Source organism: Acinetobacter sp. TG2027, assembly GCF_000302435.1.
GTDB lineage: Bacteria > Pseudomonadota > Gammaproteobacteria > Pseudomonadales > Moraxellaceae > Acinetobacter > Acinetobacter pittii.
This window is the reverse complement of the sequence record NZ_AMJN01000057.1, coordinates 14,418-29,767: the sequence shown is the minus strand read 5'-3', so window position 1 is coordinate 29,767 and position 15,350 is coordinate 14,418. Positions and strand designations below refer to the sequence as shown.

20 protein-coding genes and 2 pseudogenes are annotated in these 15,350 nt (G+C 32.9%); 6 read left to right on the top strand and 16 right to left on the bottom strand.

Features of this window, described 5'->3' with window-relative positions:
- Window positions 1–226: 226 nt before the first annotated feature.
- Complete coding sequence (locus tag B806_RS0117850) at window positions 227–670, top strand: universal stress protein (RefSeq protein WP_005073779.1); 444 nt, start codon at window positions 227–229, stop codon at window positions 668–670.
- Window positions 671–929: 259 nt separating this feature from the next.
- The gene (locus B806_RS0117845) at window positions 930–2,513 is read left to right on the top strand and encodes an ATP-binding cassette domain-containing protein (RefSeq protein WP_017403309.1); all 1,584 of its coding nucleotides are present in this window, start codon (window positions 930–932) and stop codon (window positions 2,511–2,513) included.
- A gap of 68 nt (window positions 2,514–2,581) precedes the next feature.
- Here B806_RS0117845 and B806_RS0117840 read toward each other — a convergent pair whose 3' ends face one another.
- Window positions 2,582–3,010 carry a hypothetical protein gene (locus tag B806_RS0117840; RefSeq protein ID WP_017386741.1) on the bottom strand — a complete coding sequence of 143 codons (429 nt, stop codon included), beginning with the start codon at window positions 3,008–3,010 and terminating at the stop codon, window positions 2,582–2,584.
- Between the two features lie 37 nt (window positions 3,011–3,047).
- Window positions 3,048–3,164, bottom strand: a pseudogene (locus tag B806_RS19815) (hypothetical protein).
- 54 nt (window positions 3,165–3,218) lie between these two features.
- Between B806_RS19815 and B806_RS0117835 the strand changes: the two are divergent.
- Window positions 3,219–3,725, top strand: a complete 507-nt coding sequence (locus B806_RS0117835) for an N-acetyltransferase (protein WP_017386740.1) — start codon at window positions 3,219–3,221, stop codon at window positions 3,723–3,725.
- Between the two features lie 91 nt (window positions 3,726–3,816).
- On the opposite strand, the gene B806_RS0117830 is transcribed toward B806_RS0117835, so the two are convergent.
- The 4 genes from B806_RS0117830 to B806_RS0117815 form a co-directional block, all read right to left on the bottom strand.
- The gene (locus B806_RS0117830; protein WP_017386739.1) at window positions 3,817–4,179 is read right to left on the bottom strand and encodes a NirD/YgiW/YdeI family stress tolerance protein; all 363 of its coding nucleotides are present in this window, start codon (window positions 4,177–4,179) and stop codon (window positions 3,817–3,819) included.
- Window positions 4,180–4,426: 247 nt separating this feature from the next.
- A complete protein-coding gene (locus B806_RS0117825) occupies window positions 4,427–4,714 on the bottom strand; it encodes a hypothetical protein (RefSeq protein ID WP_017386738.1) in 288 nt (95 codons plus the stop codon).
- A 274-nt stretch (window positions 4,715–4,988) separates the two neighbouring features.
- Entirely contained in the window at window positions 4,989–5,120 is a 132-nt protein-coding gene (locus B806_RS0117820) for a hypothetical protein (protein ID WP_002114618.1), read from the bottom strand.
- A 189-nt stretch (window positions 5,121–5,309) separates the two neighbouring features.
- Complete coding sequence (locus tag B806_RS0117815; RefSeq protein ID WP_005073761.1) at window positions 5,310–6,179, bottom strand: LysR family transcriptional regulator; 870 nt, start codon at window positions 6,177–6,179, stop codon at window positions 5,310–5,312.
- Window positions 6,180–6,401: 222 nt separating this feature from the next.
- On the opposite strand from B806_RS0117815, the gene B806_RS0117810 reads away from it, so the two are divergent.
- A complete protein-coding gene (locus B806_RS0117810) occupies window positions 6,402–7,256 on the top strand; it encodes a DMT family transporter (protein WP_017403308.1) in 855 nt (284 codons plus the stop codon).
- 55 nt (window positions 7,257–7,311) lie between these two features.
- Here B806_RS0117810 and B806_RS0117805 read toward each other — a convergent pair whose 3' ends face one another.
- From B806_RS0117805 to B806_RS0117760, 10 genes are all read right to left on the bottom strand, one after another.
- On the bottom strand, window positions 7,312–7,575 hold the full coding sequence (locus B806_RS0117805; RefSeq protein WP_017386735.1) for a hypothetical protein: 264 nt from the start codon (window positions 7,573–7,575) through the stop codon (window positions 7,312–7,314).
- Between the two features lie 161 nt (window positions 7,576–7,736).
- Window positions 7,737–8,843, bottom strand: a complete 1,107-nt coding sequence (locus B806_RS0117800; RefSeq protein ID WP_017386734.1) for a minor capsid protein — start codon at window positions 8,841–8,843, stop codon at window positions 7,737–7,739.
- A 184-nt stretch (window positions 8,844–9,027) separates the two neighbouring features.
- Entirely contained in the window at window positions 9,028–9,210 is a 183-nt protein-coding gene (locus tag B806_RS20130) for a hypothetical protein (RefSeq protein ID WP_227504995.1), read from the bottom strand.
- Window positions 9,211–9,839: 629 nt separating this feature from the next.
- Window positions 9,840–10,412: a lysozyme gene (locus tag B806_RS0117795; protein WP_017386733.1), complete on the bottom strand. Its 573-nt coding sequence runs from the start codon at window positions 10,410–10,412 to the stop codon at window positions 9,840–9,842.
- Window positions 10,413–10,428: 16 nt separating this feature from the next.
- Complete coding sequence (locus tag B806_RS0117790; protein ID WP_017386732.1) at window positions 10,429–10,938, bottom strand: hotdog fold domain-containing protein; 510 nt, start codon at window positions 10,936–10,938, stop codon at window positions 10,429–10,431.
- A gap of 183 nt (window positions 10,939–11,121) precedes the next feature.
- Window positions 11,122–11,322, bottom strand: coding sequence for a hypothetical protein (locus tag B806_RS0117785; protein WP_002114613.1), 201 nt, complete (start codon window positions 11,320–11,322; stop codon window positions 11,122–11,124).
- 186 nt (window positions 11,323–11,508) lie between these two features.
- Window positions 11,509–11,967 carry a hypothetical protein gene (locus B806_RS0117780; protein WP_017386731.1) on the bottom strand — a complete coding sequence of 153 codons (459 nt, stop codon included), beginning with the start codon at window positions 11,965–11,967 and terminating at the stop codon, window positions 11,509–11,511.
- A gap of 307 nt (window positions 11,968–12,274) precedes the next feature.
- Window positions 12,275–12,544: a hypothetical protein gene (locus tag B806_RS0117770; protein WP_017386729.1), complete on the bottom strand. Its 270-nt coding sequence runs from the start codon at window positions 12,542–12,544 to the stop codon at window positions 12,275–12,277.
- 265 nt (window positions 12,545–12,809) lie between these two features.
- Complete coding sequence (locus tag B806_RS0117765) at window positions 12,810–13,184, bottom strand: TonB C-terminal domain-containing protein (protein WP_017403307.1); 375 nt, start codon at window positions 13,182–13,184, stop codon at window positions 12,810–12,812.
- Window positions 13,185–13,334: 150 nt separating this feature from the next.
- Window positions 13,335–13,565 (bottom strand): hypothetical protein, encoded by a 231-nt coding sequence (locus tag B806_RS0117760; RefSeq protein ID WP_017386728.1) that lies wholly within the window; start codon window positions 13,563–13,565, stop codon window positions 13,335–13,337.
- Window positions 13,566–13,802: 237 nt separating this feature from the next.
- On the opposite strand from B806_RS0117760, the pseudogene B806_RS0117755 reads away from it, so the two are divergent.
- Window positions 13,803–14,523: pseudogene (locus B806_RS0117755) on the top strand (type 1 glutamine amidotransferase).
- Window positions 14,524–14,636: 113 nt separating this feature from the next.
- The gene (locus B806_RS0117750) at window positions 14,637–15,152 is read left to right on the top strand and encodes a hypothetical protein (protein WP_031944603.1); all 516 of its coding nucleotides are present in this window, start codon (window positions 14,637–14,639) and stop codon (window positions 15,150–15,152) included.
- Window positions 15,153–15,350 lie beyond the last annotated feature (198 nt).

Genomic DNA, 15,350 nt, shown 5'->3' with positions numbered 1-15,350 from the left:
CGTAATTTTTTGTAATTTTCATGTAAATATTAACAATTATTGGTCTACAGCATACTTATCAGTTCAAAATCAGCAAAGCAATCAATTCAATTATTTGATTTATATATAATTTATTTAATTTCAATTACTTTTAATTGAATAGATGTCTCCACAGAATGAAATATGTTAATCTTTAATTAATAAAAGCTTCATACATATAACAACTGTAAATAAGAGGAATAACATTATGAATTACCAACATATTATTGTACCAGTAGATGGTTCTGACATTTCTTTAGCAGCAGCTCGACAAGCAGCTCATATTGCAAAAGCATTTGGTAGTAAATTGACCGCCATTAGTTTGGTTGCGGTAGATCCTTTTAGTGGCGTAGATTTTTATTACATCTCACCTGTTGTAAAAGATTATTTTGTTGAAGCACGTGCCAACGCAGAAAAAACTCTCGCAAAAGTTAAAGCTTTATGTGCTGAAGAAGGTATTGATGCAGAGACTCAAATCATCCAAGGTGAAATTTCTTCAGATGGTATTTTGAAAGCCGTAGAAGACTTAGGTTCTGATTTGATTGTGATTGGTTCGCATGGTCGTAAAGGTTTCCAAAAACTAATTTTGGGTAGCTTTGCTCAAGATGTTTTAAATAGCACCAAGATTCAAGTTTTAGTCGTAAAAGAGTAAAATACTTGAAAGATAAAAGCCCAATCCTATGATTGGGTTTTTTAATAAAATAACTTATAGAAATTTTACACCCACTAAAAAACTCTATAGAATAGTTCACTATTCCATCAATTTCGTGAGTCACGCCAATGAAGTAAGTCTTTTTTCTCATCAATTTTTTCTTTTTTGATGTGCAAAATAGACTATTTTTGTGATTTACCGTCTCTATTAAAAATTATCATTCTCCTATTTTGTACATCCTGTATTTATGAGGTTTTTTATGACTCAGCAGGCATGTGTAATATCGCAACTTACCTTAGAGTTCCCTTCAAAGGTAATGTTTAAGCATCTAAATTTTAGTCTTGAATCGAATCAGGTATCCGCCCTAATTGGTCGTAATGGCCAAGGCAAATCTTTGCTTATGCAATTGTTAAATGAGACGCTTGCATTAGATTCAGTTATTACATCAGGGCAAATATCTTGGCATGTAAAATATGCGTATTTACCTCAATTGCATCGTTTGAGAGCACTGACGATTGCTGAAGCCTTAGATATCTTAGATATTTACGACGCTTTTAAAAGAGTTGAACAGGGTAATGCCGACTTCGATGATTATGATTTATTGGAAGGTAAATGGGACCTGCCCACTTTATGGAACAACCTCTTAGAATCAGCTGGTTTACCAACAGATTTAGATTTCCCAGTTAAAAATTTAAGTGAAGGTCAAAAAACCAAATTGGCTCTAAGCTGTTTATTTTTAAAATCAGACCACTATCTATTACTTGATGAGCCTAGTAATCATCTAGATCAGGAATCTAGACAATGGTTAATCGATCATTTAAAAAAACACCCAGCAGGTAGTCTTATCATTAGCCATGATCGGACTTTATTAAATGAAGTCGACTATATTTATCATTTAAATGAACATGGTCTACATCACACCACCGGAAATTATGAAAAATTTTATGGGCAGTATCAAACCAATATTGCAGCTCTAGAGCAATCTATTCAACAGAGCCAACGTGAAGTTAAGCACATGAAGCAAAAGCAACATGATGTATTAATGAAAGCTCAAAAACGAGAGCGTGCTGGCAATAAATTAAGAGAATCAAATTCTCAAGCCAAGATTTTGCTCGACTTTAAAAAGGAACAAGCAGGCCAAAGCATTGCTGCTATACAGTCTCAACACCAACGTCAGATTTCGAACAGTCAAAATGATTTAAAAGATAAGAAATTGCTTCTCGAAACGGTTAAACCTCAACAGTTTTTCTTCCCGTCTTTTCATAAGAAATCTGGTGAAATTCTGCGGATTAAAAAATTGAAACTGAAACATGGTACTCAAAAACCCATCGATCTAGCTGTACAAGCAGCTCAAAAAATTCACATAACAGGACAAAATGGTATTGGAAAATCAACTTTACTTAAGGCAATTCATGCACAGAACAATCAACTCTGCGACAGCATTCACCTGTCTGTAGAGTGTTTCTACCTCGACCAGAACTTTAGCTTTTTATGCGATGAAATCACTGTTATTGAAAATTTATCTCACATGAATAATGAACTTTCAGAACTCGAATGGAGAAATTTGCTAGGTCAACTTCGAATTCGTGGAGATAAAGGTATCCAACTATTGTCTCAGTTAAGTGGTGGTGAAAAATTAAAAGTAGCTTTATTGGCCCTTAGCCAGATAAAACCAACACCAGACCTTCTGTTATTAGATGAACCCGAAAATCATTTGGATATTGAATCTAGAGAGTTACTTGCTAATGCTCTTCAAAGTTATGAAGGTGCGATATTGCTCGTTTCACACGATCAACTGTTTGTTGAAAGCTCGGGCATTCATGAGTCATTTTCTTTAATGTAATCGTTAGTAATATAGCAATTTTCAAATTTACTAGTTCTCATTTGAGAGCTAGTAAATTTCATCAGTTATTATTTTTTCACTTTGTTTAATAACTCGAGGTCTAAAGTATATTTGACAGTTTTATTTTTACGAGCACTATTACGCATTTGATAAACTTGAATAATATAATCACCGTCAACTGGTAAAGTAAGCTCTCCTTTAAAACCTATAGTTGAGCCAATCAATAATGCGTTATCTTTACCTGGCTTCTTACCAGGTGCAAAAATATTAATGTAGGCTAAATTCCCCAGACTATTGATATCAAATTTTAATATTTGGCCTTTTTTCGCATAAACTCTATACCTTACATCATCGTAACCCTGAAATTTTCCAGTTAAAGTGGTATGTGGTGAACTTTGTAAAAAATTAACTTTTTGCTCAGTATTTTTGGCATAGATAGTGAACGAAGTAGCTGAAATAAGCGTGGATAGTAATAATGTTTTAATGATTTTTCTCAACTTATTAACCCTCAAAATTATTTTTAAAGTGATTATATTAAAAATGATTTTTATAAAATTTTACTTTATGTATGAGTTTGATGAGTAGTAGTTGCTTTTTATAACCAGTAACAAATAAAGTATCTTAGAAATCTAAATTATCTTTCTTTTCAATAATTATTTAAAAGTTAAAGTACATGGATAATCTATAAGTCTGGAAGAATTTTTAATGAATATTATTATTCGTGATGAGCAAGCCGAAGATATTGAAGCCATTGAAAAATTGACAAAAGCAGCTTTTCAAAATGCTGAGCACACAAGTCATACCGAGCATTTTATTGTTAATAGTTTAAGAGCTCACGGACAACTTACTATTTCTCTAGTTGCAATTGAAGATGAGTCTATTATTGGACATATTGCTATTTCTCCGGTTGAGATTAGCTCAGGCGAAATAGGTTGGTATGGTTTAGGTCCTATCTCAGTTCATCCAAATAAGCAAGGATGCGGTGTTGGCTCTCTTCTCATCAATAAATCACTAGAAAAATTAAAACAACTTGGCGCTCAAGGATGTGTTTTATTAGGTGATCCAAATTATTACAGCCGATTTGGTTTTAAAAATTACCCTGAGCTAATCTTGCCTGATGTACCGAGTGAATATTTTCAGGCTCTAACTTTCTCGGGCAATATTCCAAAAGCGAATGTCAAATACCATGAGGCTTTTAATGCAACGCAATAATAAAAAATTACTATCTTCAAAAGAAAACTCCTAAAAATAGGAGTTTTCTTTTTCATTGGTTTTGAACAATATTTACTTAAAACATTAGCTTTTATTTAACACGCTCAATTTGGAAAACTTCAATATCGGTAGGCTTAACTCTATGCTTATCTACCTCACCAACGACACGTACTTTATCCCCTGCTTTTAGTTCAAGAGGTTTCCATAAGTCATCATCAATATCAATTATGATTGAACCCGTAGCATCTTTTAACTCAAAATGATCCCCAGCAATATGCTTTACGATCGTACCAGTTAAAGTTACTCCAGATTCATCAGCCAAAGTTTTTACTTTGGACACTGTGACTACATTTTTTGTTGCTTCTTTTAATAAAGCAGCATCTGGTTTAGCCATCACAGCACTACTTCCTAATAAAGCAAATCCAGCCAATGCAGTTAAAAGTATTTTTTTCATGACGATTACCTACTTTTTAATATTCTTAGTTATATAAACAAATTCTTTTAAAGTTATAGATTTAGCTTTTGTGGCTTTTTGTATCTTATTAGGATCTTTGTTTAATGAGAATAAATAGTAACATTAAAAAATTTCTTTAAGTTCTCTTTTCCAACAACTATTTTATAGCCTTTATTTTTTCGTGAATTTACTTAAGAAAGCTTTTTCTTAAGTAAATTAAACTCAGCATTTAAATATCATTTCATTGTTAGGCAACAAGTTGTCCTAAACTCAATAAAATATTTATGGCTTCTGCCTCATCCTCGGTTTGCATAACAATGATTCTGTCATAAGAAATTCCACCAACCTCAATATAAATTTTTGGATGGGGAAGCTGAGGAATATAGACTTTTAGTGGTTGATAAAGAGCAAGAAGATAACCGAATGAATCATAAGGATAATGATCATCTTTTAATGTCTTCTTTATGACGACATAGTTGTTCAATATATTTAAAATAAAACCGTATTCATTTTCAGAATGAAATTTAGCGTCCATACCTACCTCCTTGATTAGTTAATATTTTTATAATCAAACTTAAAGGTTAAATTTCTGATCTGAGGATATTTGAACCAATTTACTTTAAATATAGAGTTCTATTTAAAATAATTAGTGTCGAATTTAAATATATTTAAAACCAAGTGTATTAGTCAACATATTTTGAACAGTGCCATTAAAAATAAATCTTTTGAGTTACAAATCACACTTTAAGACAAAAATAAAAAGATATAAAAAAGCCCATCTTACGATGGGCTTTAAGCATTCATCAAGATTATGAATCTTTATCCATTGAATGAGGAGTTGTGGTTTTATCTTGCTGTTTTGTGTCATTTTCACCTTGGCAAGCACTCACACTTAAAGAAATAAAGGCGGCTAAACCCAAGGTCGCTATAATTTTTGTCATGTTTCACCTCATGAATTGTTTAGATTGATGAGTTAATAAATACTTTTTATTAGTTTTACGATCAGCATAGGTTTCTAGGCTTTTTTGTAGATTTAGCGCAAAAATGTAAAGCTATTTAGTTTTGACTTTAAGTGCTCATTTAAATTTAACTCAACAATTTCAAAGCCGAGCACCTAAAATAAACTTAAATTAAATATTAACTGAATGCCTGAGCGTTTTGAGGAGTAAGTCATATAAGTGATCTACAGCTTTAGACTCCAAAGATGCCCTGCTTCGGTAAACAGCGACCTCCATAGGTTCTAAAGGTCCTAAGCCATGATCAGCACTTAAAATAGTTAAATGCTCAGGTGCACTACACTGTGTGAACACGGCAATTGCTAAACCACTTTCCACCGCTGCAATTTGACCAGCTAAACTTGAACTGTTGTATACCACCCGATAACGGCGTCCCTGTAAGGCCAAAGAATTAATCGCACTCTTTTTGGCTTGACTTGTACTTTCATAAACTGCAATTGGGAGTGGATCTTCTCGCCAGAGTTCAAACTGTGGAGAGCCTACCCACACCATTGGTTCATGAAATAAAAGTGTTCCTTGACGAGCGTTATCTCTCGAAATTAATGCCAAGTCTATATCCCCAGTTTCTACCCGTGGTATTAACGAAGTAGACTGCTCACAAATTAATTCAATTTCAACACCTCCATAACGTGGAGCAAAACGCTTAAGTACAGGCGTTAAATATTTTGCAGCATAATCATCGGGCACCCCAAGGCGTATACGCCCCTTCAGCTCATCTCCGTGAAAAGCCATTTGGGCTTCTGCATGTAAGTCAAGAATACGGCGCGCATAACCTAAAAGTAGCTGTCCTTGAGACGTTAATTCAATTTGTCGGTGCGTTCGTATTAAAAGTTGGCAATGTAGGGCTTCTTCAAGTTTTTTTAGTTGCATGCTAACAGCTGACTGTGACCGATATAACTCAGGTGCTGCGTTTGATAAAGAGCCTGTATCTACTACGGTGACAAAACACTTTAGCCAATCAATCTGTAAATTTTTTAAAGTCATTAGAATTTATCTATTCGATTTTCAAATAGTATATAAAAGAATTATGCGCTTTTCTTTATTTATTGTCTCTTTCATACTGAGCTTATAAGAAGTTAAAACAATTTATTTTTAACGTCGCTAACGGTGAATTGATTAACAACTGAATAACTCGTTAATCACTGTCCTTACTAACAATTTTATCACTTCGTATTTCTTAGGTATTACGCACTAGGAGGAGGCTTTATGCGCCTAAATAAACAGATGCTTGCATCACAAAGTGCGACATCCACTTTCGTTTTACTTTGGGGAAGTGCTGCGATTTTTACTCGATGGGGACTCGACAGTGCCTCACCTATAGCATTATTAATTCTGCGTTTTGCCACAGCTTTGTCTGTTCTATTGTTAATTGCTATTTTTAGAAAAAGACTTTTACCTAAGCATGGAACTCGAAAGCAAGTTTTATTAACTGGACTCCTTATTATTGCAGGTTATTCAATTTGTTATTTTAAAGCCATGGCTCACGGAGTCACCCCTGGTTTAATGGCCACAATCATGGGAATACAGCCAATCTTGACGCTTTGTCTTTTAGAAACGAATTTACAAAAAGAGAGATTATTAGGTCTATTGATTGCTTTAGCCGGACTCATACTTTTAGTGTGGAAAAGCTTAACTATGTCTTTTATCGCTCCAATCGGAATATTCTTTGCCTTAGCAGCACTGATCTGTATAACTTTTGGTGCCATCATGCAAAAAAACATTCAACAAGCCCCAACAGATGTCTTACCGCTCCAATATATAGTTAGCCTTCTAGTTTGTTTATTTATAGTTCCATTTGAACATTTTGAAATAACGTGGAATTCACAACTCATTATTTCGGTTTTATTCCTTGGAATTTTAATTTCTGTAGTTGCTCAACTTTTACTTTACCGTCTTCTAAATCAGGGCAATCTTGTAAATGTAACAAGCCTATTTTATTTAGTGCCTGTCGTTACTGCACTTTTAGATTTTTTAATTTTAAAAAATAAGTTGCCGCTTGCAGGCTTAATAGGAATGATTGCGATTTTAATAGGCTTAACGCTTGTATTTAAAAAGAAATAACTCATTTAAAGTACATTAAAAACCCTCGACTGAGGACTTTATGCTGAGTTAAAGACTAGTCTAAATTTTTCCAGTCTTTACCAATTTGAGCTAATGCTGGCAGTTCATCGCTATTAAAAACATTAGAATTACGATCAATAGCAAATCGATAGATGGGCACAGAATCAGCTTCAGTTTTTTTATAGAAGCTGAAATTTTCAGTAATGTGGTAATTGCCAGCTTCTGTAGATTTTACAGCTGCTCCTGATGGAATATGAATATAACTTTCACATTCCACTTCAATATTATTTCCAGCAAGATCTTGGTAGGAAAATTTCATGTTTTGATCCTTTCTAAATTTTTATGATTGAGAAAACTTAACATGCTATCTGGCTAGATTATTGAAACTTTTTTCAACTAATTGTTTAAGTGTGTGTATTTAGTTAAAACTAAAAAAGTTGTTCAAGATAAAAATCCTATTTCTAATACTTCTACTCTCTCTCACAATCCCAATACTTTAAAAGCTCGCTCATCAAGTTCTTTAAGCTCCTCAAGTGTATATAACCGTCCTTCTGGATCAAAAAACTTATCAAAGTCAAATTGTCCTTCTTTATATAGTTGATATCTTTTAGGCCCTAACCACTCTTTTTGAAAGAAATCATCTGTTAGTTTAAAAAACTCTTTAAATGACATATTTGCATCTAATTGGCCAATTAATTGTTCACGTTCATTTTTAGGAATATCCCTAAATTTTCTCTCATCCATAATGAAGGCTCGGCTACCGACTAGCTGACCATCTTCATGAGTTGGAACTAGAATACTGCGGCAATGAGGATGCAAAGGCGGAACTTTTTTTGTAGGGTCATTGATATTCCAAACACTGCTATCAAGGGCTGCACATACTTTTGAGGTTCTACCATCAAGAACACTTACAAATCTGACATATGCAAACTTTAACTGTTTATAGCTGTTTAAATAGGCCTGATTGGATATATGACTTCGAATCGTACGCACAGTTCGTTCAATATCAATCTTAGTGCTATTTAATAGTCCATCTTCATATTTAAGGCGTTTAGTCCCTCGAATCCTTTGAATAATTTGTTGATTCGTCGCTCCAGTATTGAGGCCATCCCGAATTGCATACTCAACTCTTTGACGGGCTACCTCGGCAATTGTAGAAAGTAACTCATCCACCAATGCTCCACCTGCTAAAGGAACACGTTTAGCAGCTTTATAGAGCTGTTCACCTTTTAATTCTTTATGTGTGCCACCAAAAACTTTTGACATATATTTGGCTTCATAGACAGCCAATGCCACAGCAGAGATGGTAAAAGTTTCAATGAGCATATCGTTAGTAGTATTAAACCACTGAGAAATCAGTGCACGTATCTCTTTTAATGGGGCTGTTGAGTAAAGCCCACCCGCCAATGCGGTTTTTTCCTTTTCATTTAGCTCATCTAACAAGTTACTTAGTTTAGTAAGCATGTTAACTGTTTCGGAATTAAATAAATTAAGAAGTTCATTGACCGATCTTGAAGATGCTCGATATAGATAAGCTTGATGTTGAGTCAGAACATCAAAAAGTGATTTCTGATGAAGATTAACCATAAAAATTACCTCTACAGAATTGCCCTTTTTTGTTATTTTCTATTTTCTGCCTTACCTTATGTAATTTGCTTATTATTAATATCTCTAGAATAAGTTATGACTAACAAGTGTACCTACGTAAAGTTATTTAGCTAATAGCTTATCCTTGTAATTTATATCTTTATAAACTTGGCTCGTGTCTAAACTACACAATCTCTTTAATGCTGAGTAAAACAGCATTACTCGGAATACTTTTAAGTATTTTCTTTTGTGCTTTACTCCATTCTTTATAAAATTTTTTATCAGATTGTCCAGAAAAACTGTTTGTATTCTTATTAACGTAAGCAGTGGCCGTAATTGATGATTGTATACATGGCCAATTGTTCAATTGGGGTGTTCAAACCGCATTACTCATCAATGAAAGTTCTTCTAATCTAATCAAATTCATATTTACTTCCTTGCTTATATCTAGCTCCTGATGTCTTCAATATGTTCAAACTTTATATTGAACCGTTAAAAGATAGCTATTGTTTCATTCCCTAAGCCAATCAGAGCCTACACAAATACCACATCCATAAAAATGCAAAGTGCAAGTTTTGTGTATTGATTTACCAATGATGTAACTTGCTATACGCCCAAATAAATTAATTTCAAATAGAATAAAAAAGGTATTTATAAGGTTTTCTTCTCAGTTGCTCCAATTTCAGATATACTGAACTTAGTATGAGATGAGCCTTATATAGTTCATTGGTAGATCAATGAATGACTAAGCCCTTCGCTTTCGAGCAAGGGCTTTTTTAATGCGTGTAATTTGGAAAAATTACTTTGATCTGACTCAGCAATTCAAGCCTCGGTTTGCCTTTACTGAACAGGTCTGTTAGATTGGTCTTGTTCATCAACTCCTATTGTCGATGAATACTGAAGCCTGATTCGTAGCATCAGGCTTTTTTTATGCCTAGATTTTATTAAAGATCGTAATGGCTTTTCTGATAAAAGCCTATAAAAATTAAAAAGACTCTACGATCCTAAAAACAATTTCTTTTCAATAGCGCGGCGTCTAACTAATCCAGCCAAACGCTTACCGCCTGCGTTTACCCATACATCAAATTGGTTTGCGGCCCCTTTGTAATCACCTGAATTTAATTTTTTTAATAAGGTCGATTTTTTAAAGGCTCCTGCCCCGATGTTATAACTTAGTGAGACTAATGCGTCGAATTGATTTTGCTTTAAAGGAACTTTTACAGCGCCATTGACCGCACGCTCAAATATTTTCAAATCATGCTGCATATATGCTTTGGCCTGCTCAAGAGTACATGTGTCACCTTTTTGAACGCTCAAACCGTTTGAGTATCTGGTTGTGCCATAACCAATGCTCCAGACACCTACGCCATCATCATAAGCACTAAGTCTTAATCCTTCAAAATTACAAATATGATTTACCCCTTCCTGACTCAGAGACATCTCATCTACCGCAAAACCAATTTCCTCATCACCATTGTCTGTTGCTGTAGCAATCGAGCTATTCGTAGCAGCGCGTGACCGAGACTGAGTAGTAAAAAGCTTGCAAAGATAATCCAATACTTTTTGCATCTAATCCTCTGTTATCTTACTTTTTCTCTGTAACCCAAAGTGTAATATACCCTTGAACTACAGGCTGTCCATCTGCTCTATAGGCATTTACTTTTATTTGCATATCGCCAACTTTCCATTCTTCATCAATTGTTGCGACGACTCTAATATCAGAATCAGCTTTGGCGACATAATTTACGTTCATGCCTTTAGGTAGCCATCTTAAATGTTGAGGAATAGATGCTTCTGTTAGTACACCCATAACAAATTCTAATCCATTACATATGGCAATAACGTGAACTGTTCCTATGTGATTTTCGACTGATTTATTCTTTTTGATGAAAGCTTCACACACGTCAGCATCTAGTTTTTGAATAATTGGATTTACTGTTTGAAAATATGGAGCAACACGGCTAACAACTTTTGACAATAACGTTAATCCACCTGGTATTGCTTTCAATGTTCTAAAAGCGAGCAAAACGTCATTAATTGGTGGTACAGCGTTATATTTGATTTGGTTGGCAAATTTATAAATATAATTACTCATAGTTTTACTTCTGGCTGAGAATAAGAATTTAATAAATATATAGCCTCATATCTCTAGACTCATTGCTTAACTTTCGTGTTTTTTAAGTCATTAATGATAATTTTTGAATAACATCTAGGGTTTGTTGTTGTTCAACCAAATAAGCTAAAAATTAAAATGCCCAATATAAAATTGGGCTATAGATTATTCTTCGACTTCTATGGGATCGCCATCTTCAGGTCGAATATGTCGCTCACCATCATCTGCCGGATCGACACTAGAGCCATCTTTGGTAATGCTGTTATACAACTCATCCTCTTTTTTATCATCAATAAATTCTTCATCTGCAAAATCAAGAGGCTCTTCATCATCATCAAAATTTAAGGGTTTTTCTTCATCTATCATGAGATTTATCCTTTACTTCACTTGTCTCATACCATGCTCAAATAATTAACAGATACATTCAACATGAAACAATCATCATTTATGTAACAGACACTTTAAGATACATATAACAAAGAAAACCGCCCTCGAAGGCGGTTACTAAGCTCTAAATTGATAGAGATAATTGGCTTATAACTTTTATATATTTTAAGAAGGTAGTTTATTATTTTTAATATAATCATCTGATTTAAAATAATTAACAATCATTTCTGCATTTTCTTCTTTTACTGGTAAAGTAGTTACTGGAATATTTTCATTTCCCATACTAAAGCCTTGAGGGACCAATTGAGAAATAGGAGGAAGTTTGGCTTTACCTCCCTCAGTGATTCTTTCAATAAATCCTGCAAGCCATAAAATAAACTCACCTTCATTATCAAACTTAGGCATAAGACTAAAATCAACTTTTACCGAGCATTGCTCGATGGGCTTGGTTAAGCAGTCTTCAAAATTAATAAAATTATACTTTAATTTGAATTCAGTACCTTTTATCGCATTACGAATAAGCCCAACCAAACAATTTAAATTTTCTATTACATCATCAGAAAACAAGTTGTCATTTTTAATTTTTTTATAAACCTTATCTGCTATTGCTAGATATTTTGGCATCTTAACCTCCTATCTTCTCATGCGTATATTTATATACTTCTTTAAACTATTATTTTTTTATGTAAGATAGGGTAAAACTCATCAACTAAATGTAAGAAATACAAGGTTTTTGAAAGCTAATAGTAAATTACTTATCAAAAACATTTAAAAATGCGAAACATGCAACATAAAATACCAAAATAAAAGAAGATTTTGAAAATTTTTCTTTCAATTTATTTTTATAGATGAGCAATACTTCCAATACTAACTTACCATCCATTTTAGATGAAATATACTTATACAAGATATTAATTTACTAAGATATTTTTTAATTTTTATTGTTTTCAAGGTGATTCAAAATACTACTAATTTTTAAAAACAAGTAACCGAAAAGTAGTCCATTAAATATAATAAAAAGACCAACAGTGACCATTTCTTTAGACCACACTTGAATAATGTCTAAATTATCATTTCGAGTTTCAACTTGCCCATATGACAAAATAAAAGCCAAGCCTAAGACAATTCCAAACAAAATCACAACCCATGCTACAACTGATGTTGTCTTACTTTCTTTAAAAGATTTCTTCACTTCACTCATAATTTTTCTTGATAAACTTCTAGATTTACATATTCTTGTATATTAATTCGCCATGTATTTAAAGTTTTATTTCTTTAACTTTTTGATAAAAATGTTATTAATTTTTATATTTTGTTTATCAAAAAATATTAACTAATATATTTAATATTTCTGCAGCCTCAAAATTTTAAAGTAAATAATACCACAGATATTTATAACAACGGGGCGAATTTAATACAAACGTATAACCCTTAAATTCGCACCTCATTTTTAGTAAGATCTTCTTTTATTTTACCTGAAACTTAATATTGAATTTTCTTGCTTGCTTTCTTACCTCCGGATTAGAGGGTAAAACAAATGAACTAGAACGCCAGATAGCTTTTTCAATACTTGTTTTAAATTTTTGCTCTTCTTTATCTAAAAAGATAATTTGCTCAATTTCGCCAGTGTCCGTTAAAAAGACTTTAACACTTGCACTCATACCTGTAGAAGACTTGGGAATATCCCAGGTTTTATAAATTTTCTTTTGGTATTGTTTTTTATATTTTTCAGCCTCTGAAATAATTTTATTATCAGCCACTTGCGTAGGAGTGACTTGTTTGTGACCTGTAGCACACCCAACTAATAAAAATAAAGAAGCAACAATAGTGAAGTTTTTCATTTAAAATACCTTGTTTTCAATAACTAAAATTTAACAGTTTAAAATTTAAAAAACCACCCAAAAGGTTGTATTAATCATTGATTATTATGAGTTAGTAAAGGTGTTAAGCCACCTTTGCTCCGTCCTTTTTAGTTAATATTTTATTTTTCTTTAAAAAGGAACTTCATAACGAAAATTTAGATTCGAATTTTCTGATATATTTATATTATAGACATCTCGATCAGTAAAAATCCCGTGTTCAGGTGTGTTAAAACGATTAAAAGCTTTATTCTCTGGAACTATTGGAGGTTTATTCAAATAATTTTCTTGAGAATTATATGGAGATGAAGCACAACCAATCAACCCAAAACCCAATAAAGATATAACTAAAAATGTCTTCATAAATTTTGTCCACTTTGATAAAAGCTACACAATTTAACAAATTGAACTGCTATTGTCACACCAGAATAATTTAGTTTAACTTAACAATAAATATATCGCATGTATTTTAAAAACAAATAAAGCTGGCCCATATAAGTTTTCAAAACTGGATGTATTAAAGGCCCTATTCTACTTTTAATATTTTCTTGATTTTTAACCAATGATCTACCTATTAATGTTTAGATTTTAAGGATTTTTATGCGGTTACATTTTATTGTTCATGAAGATTTTGAAGCGCCTGGCGCATATGAAATTTGGGGCAAAATGAATAACTTCAAAATTACCTATTCAAGAGTGTATTTAAATGAAGTTTTGCCAACTTCTGTTGAAGACATCGACTTTCTTATTGTAATGGGTGGTCCACAATGTCCCGATACTACATTAGATATGTGCCCTCACTTTAATTCATTAGCTGAACAAGCAATGATTAAAAAAGCAATTGAAGCAAATAAAGTGGTTATTGGGGTATGCCTAGGATCTCAATTGATCGGTGAAGCTTTAGGTGCCAAATTTGAACATAGCCCTGAGCGAGAAATTGGTAAATTTCCAATTATGCTTACAGAATACGGAATAACACATTCTAAGTTTTCTCACTTAGGAAAAATGACCGAAGTTGGCCATTGGCATAATGACATGCCGGGTTTAATTCCCAACGCAAAAATTATTGCTTTTAGTGCAGGCTGTCCAAGACAGATTATTGAATATTCCATTAGTTTATGGCCTACAATGTCATATGGAATTAACTTCAGAAGTAGTTGAATTGCTGATTCAACATTCAGAAGTCGAGTTAAATGACGCTCACAATTATAAATTTGTGAATACTCGTGAAGAATTACGAAATCACGACTATCAAGAAATGAATCAAAACCTCTTTATTTTTCTGGATAAATTGAAAGAAGAATATTCAAAACGATCTTAAAAAAATGAGTGTAAAAAGCCTTTTTAAATTGGCTTTTACGCTCCGCTACAGATGTTATTATTTACCAGTTGATCAAGCACTCTTGAAGTCAAACCTTCAAAAATTAAATTTTAATGTTACAATACAGTAATTTACTCAATTTCAATTGGACTCCCAAAGAAATGAATAGATTTTTATTAACTTTTTTATCTTTAAATATTGGGCTTTTTTCTTCTTCCATCTTTGCTGAAACAAACACATTTCAAACGAAACAAGAATATAACCGCCCTAGATTTAACCAGCATAAAAGTATGCTTGAAGTAAATACTAACACTCAGAACCATCAGCTGACTGAACAACAAAATTCATTTAATTCCCCTCATTCTCAAAACGTAGATTTTTTTGAAATTGCAAAACAATATCAAGAAAATGAAGCAAAGCCTTCTTCGTTTACTGATGAAACAGTGAATATGAGCGATCATGAGCGTAGTCTTTACTACATTAGACATCATGATAATGTGAGTATTCAAAGAGAAATTCGTGGCCAACAGTTTAAATCGCTAAAACAACAGCGAGATAAAGGCGTTATTTCTAATGATGTATATAAAGAAAAGGTCTACAAAATCTTAAATCAACCTAACTTTAAATAAATTTGAAGCCCTCTTCGGAGGGCTTATTAAATGTTACTTTTAGGAATGCCACTTCCTTCATCTTTACAGCTCTCAATTCATAGGTATTGCAGCCTCTCACCTATAGCAAAAGTAAATCAATCATGTGAAAAGCTAACAGAGATCATTGAGCAAAATAGAACTCAGTCATGAGAGTCTAAAAATTTAATGGTATGGTAA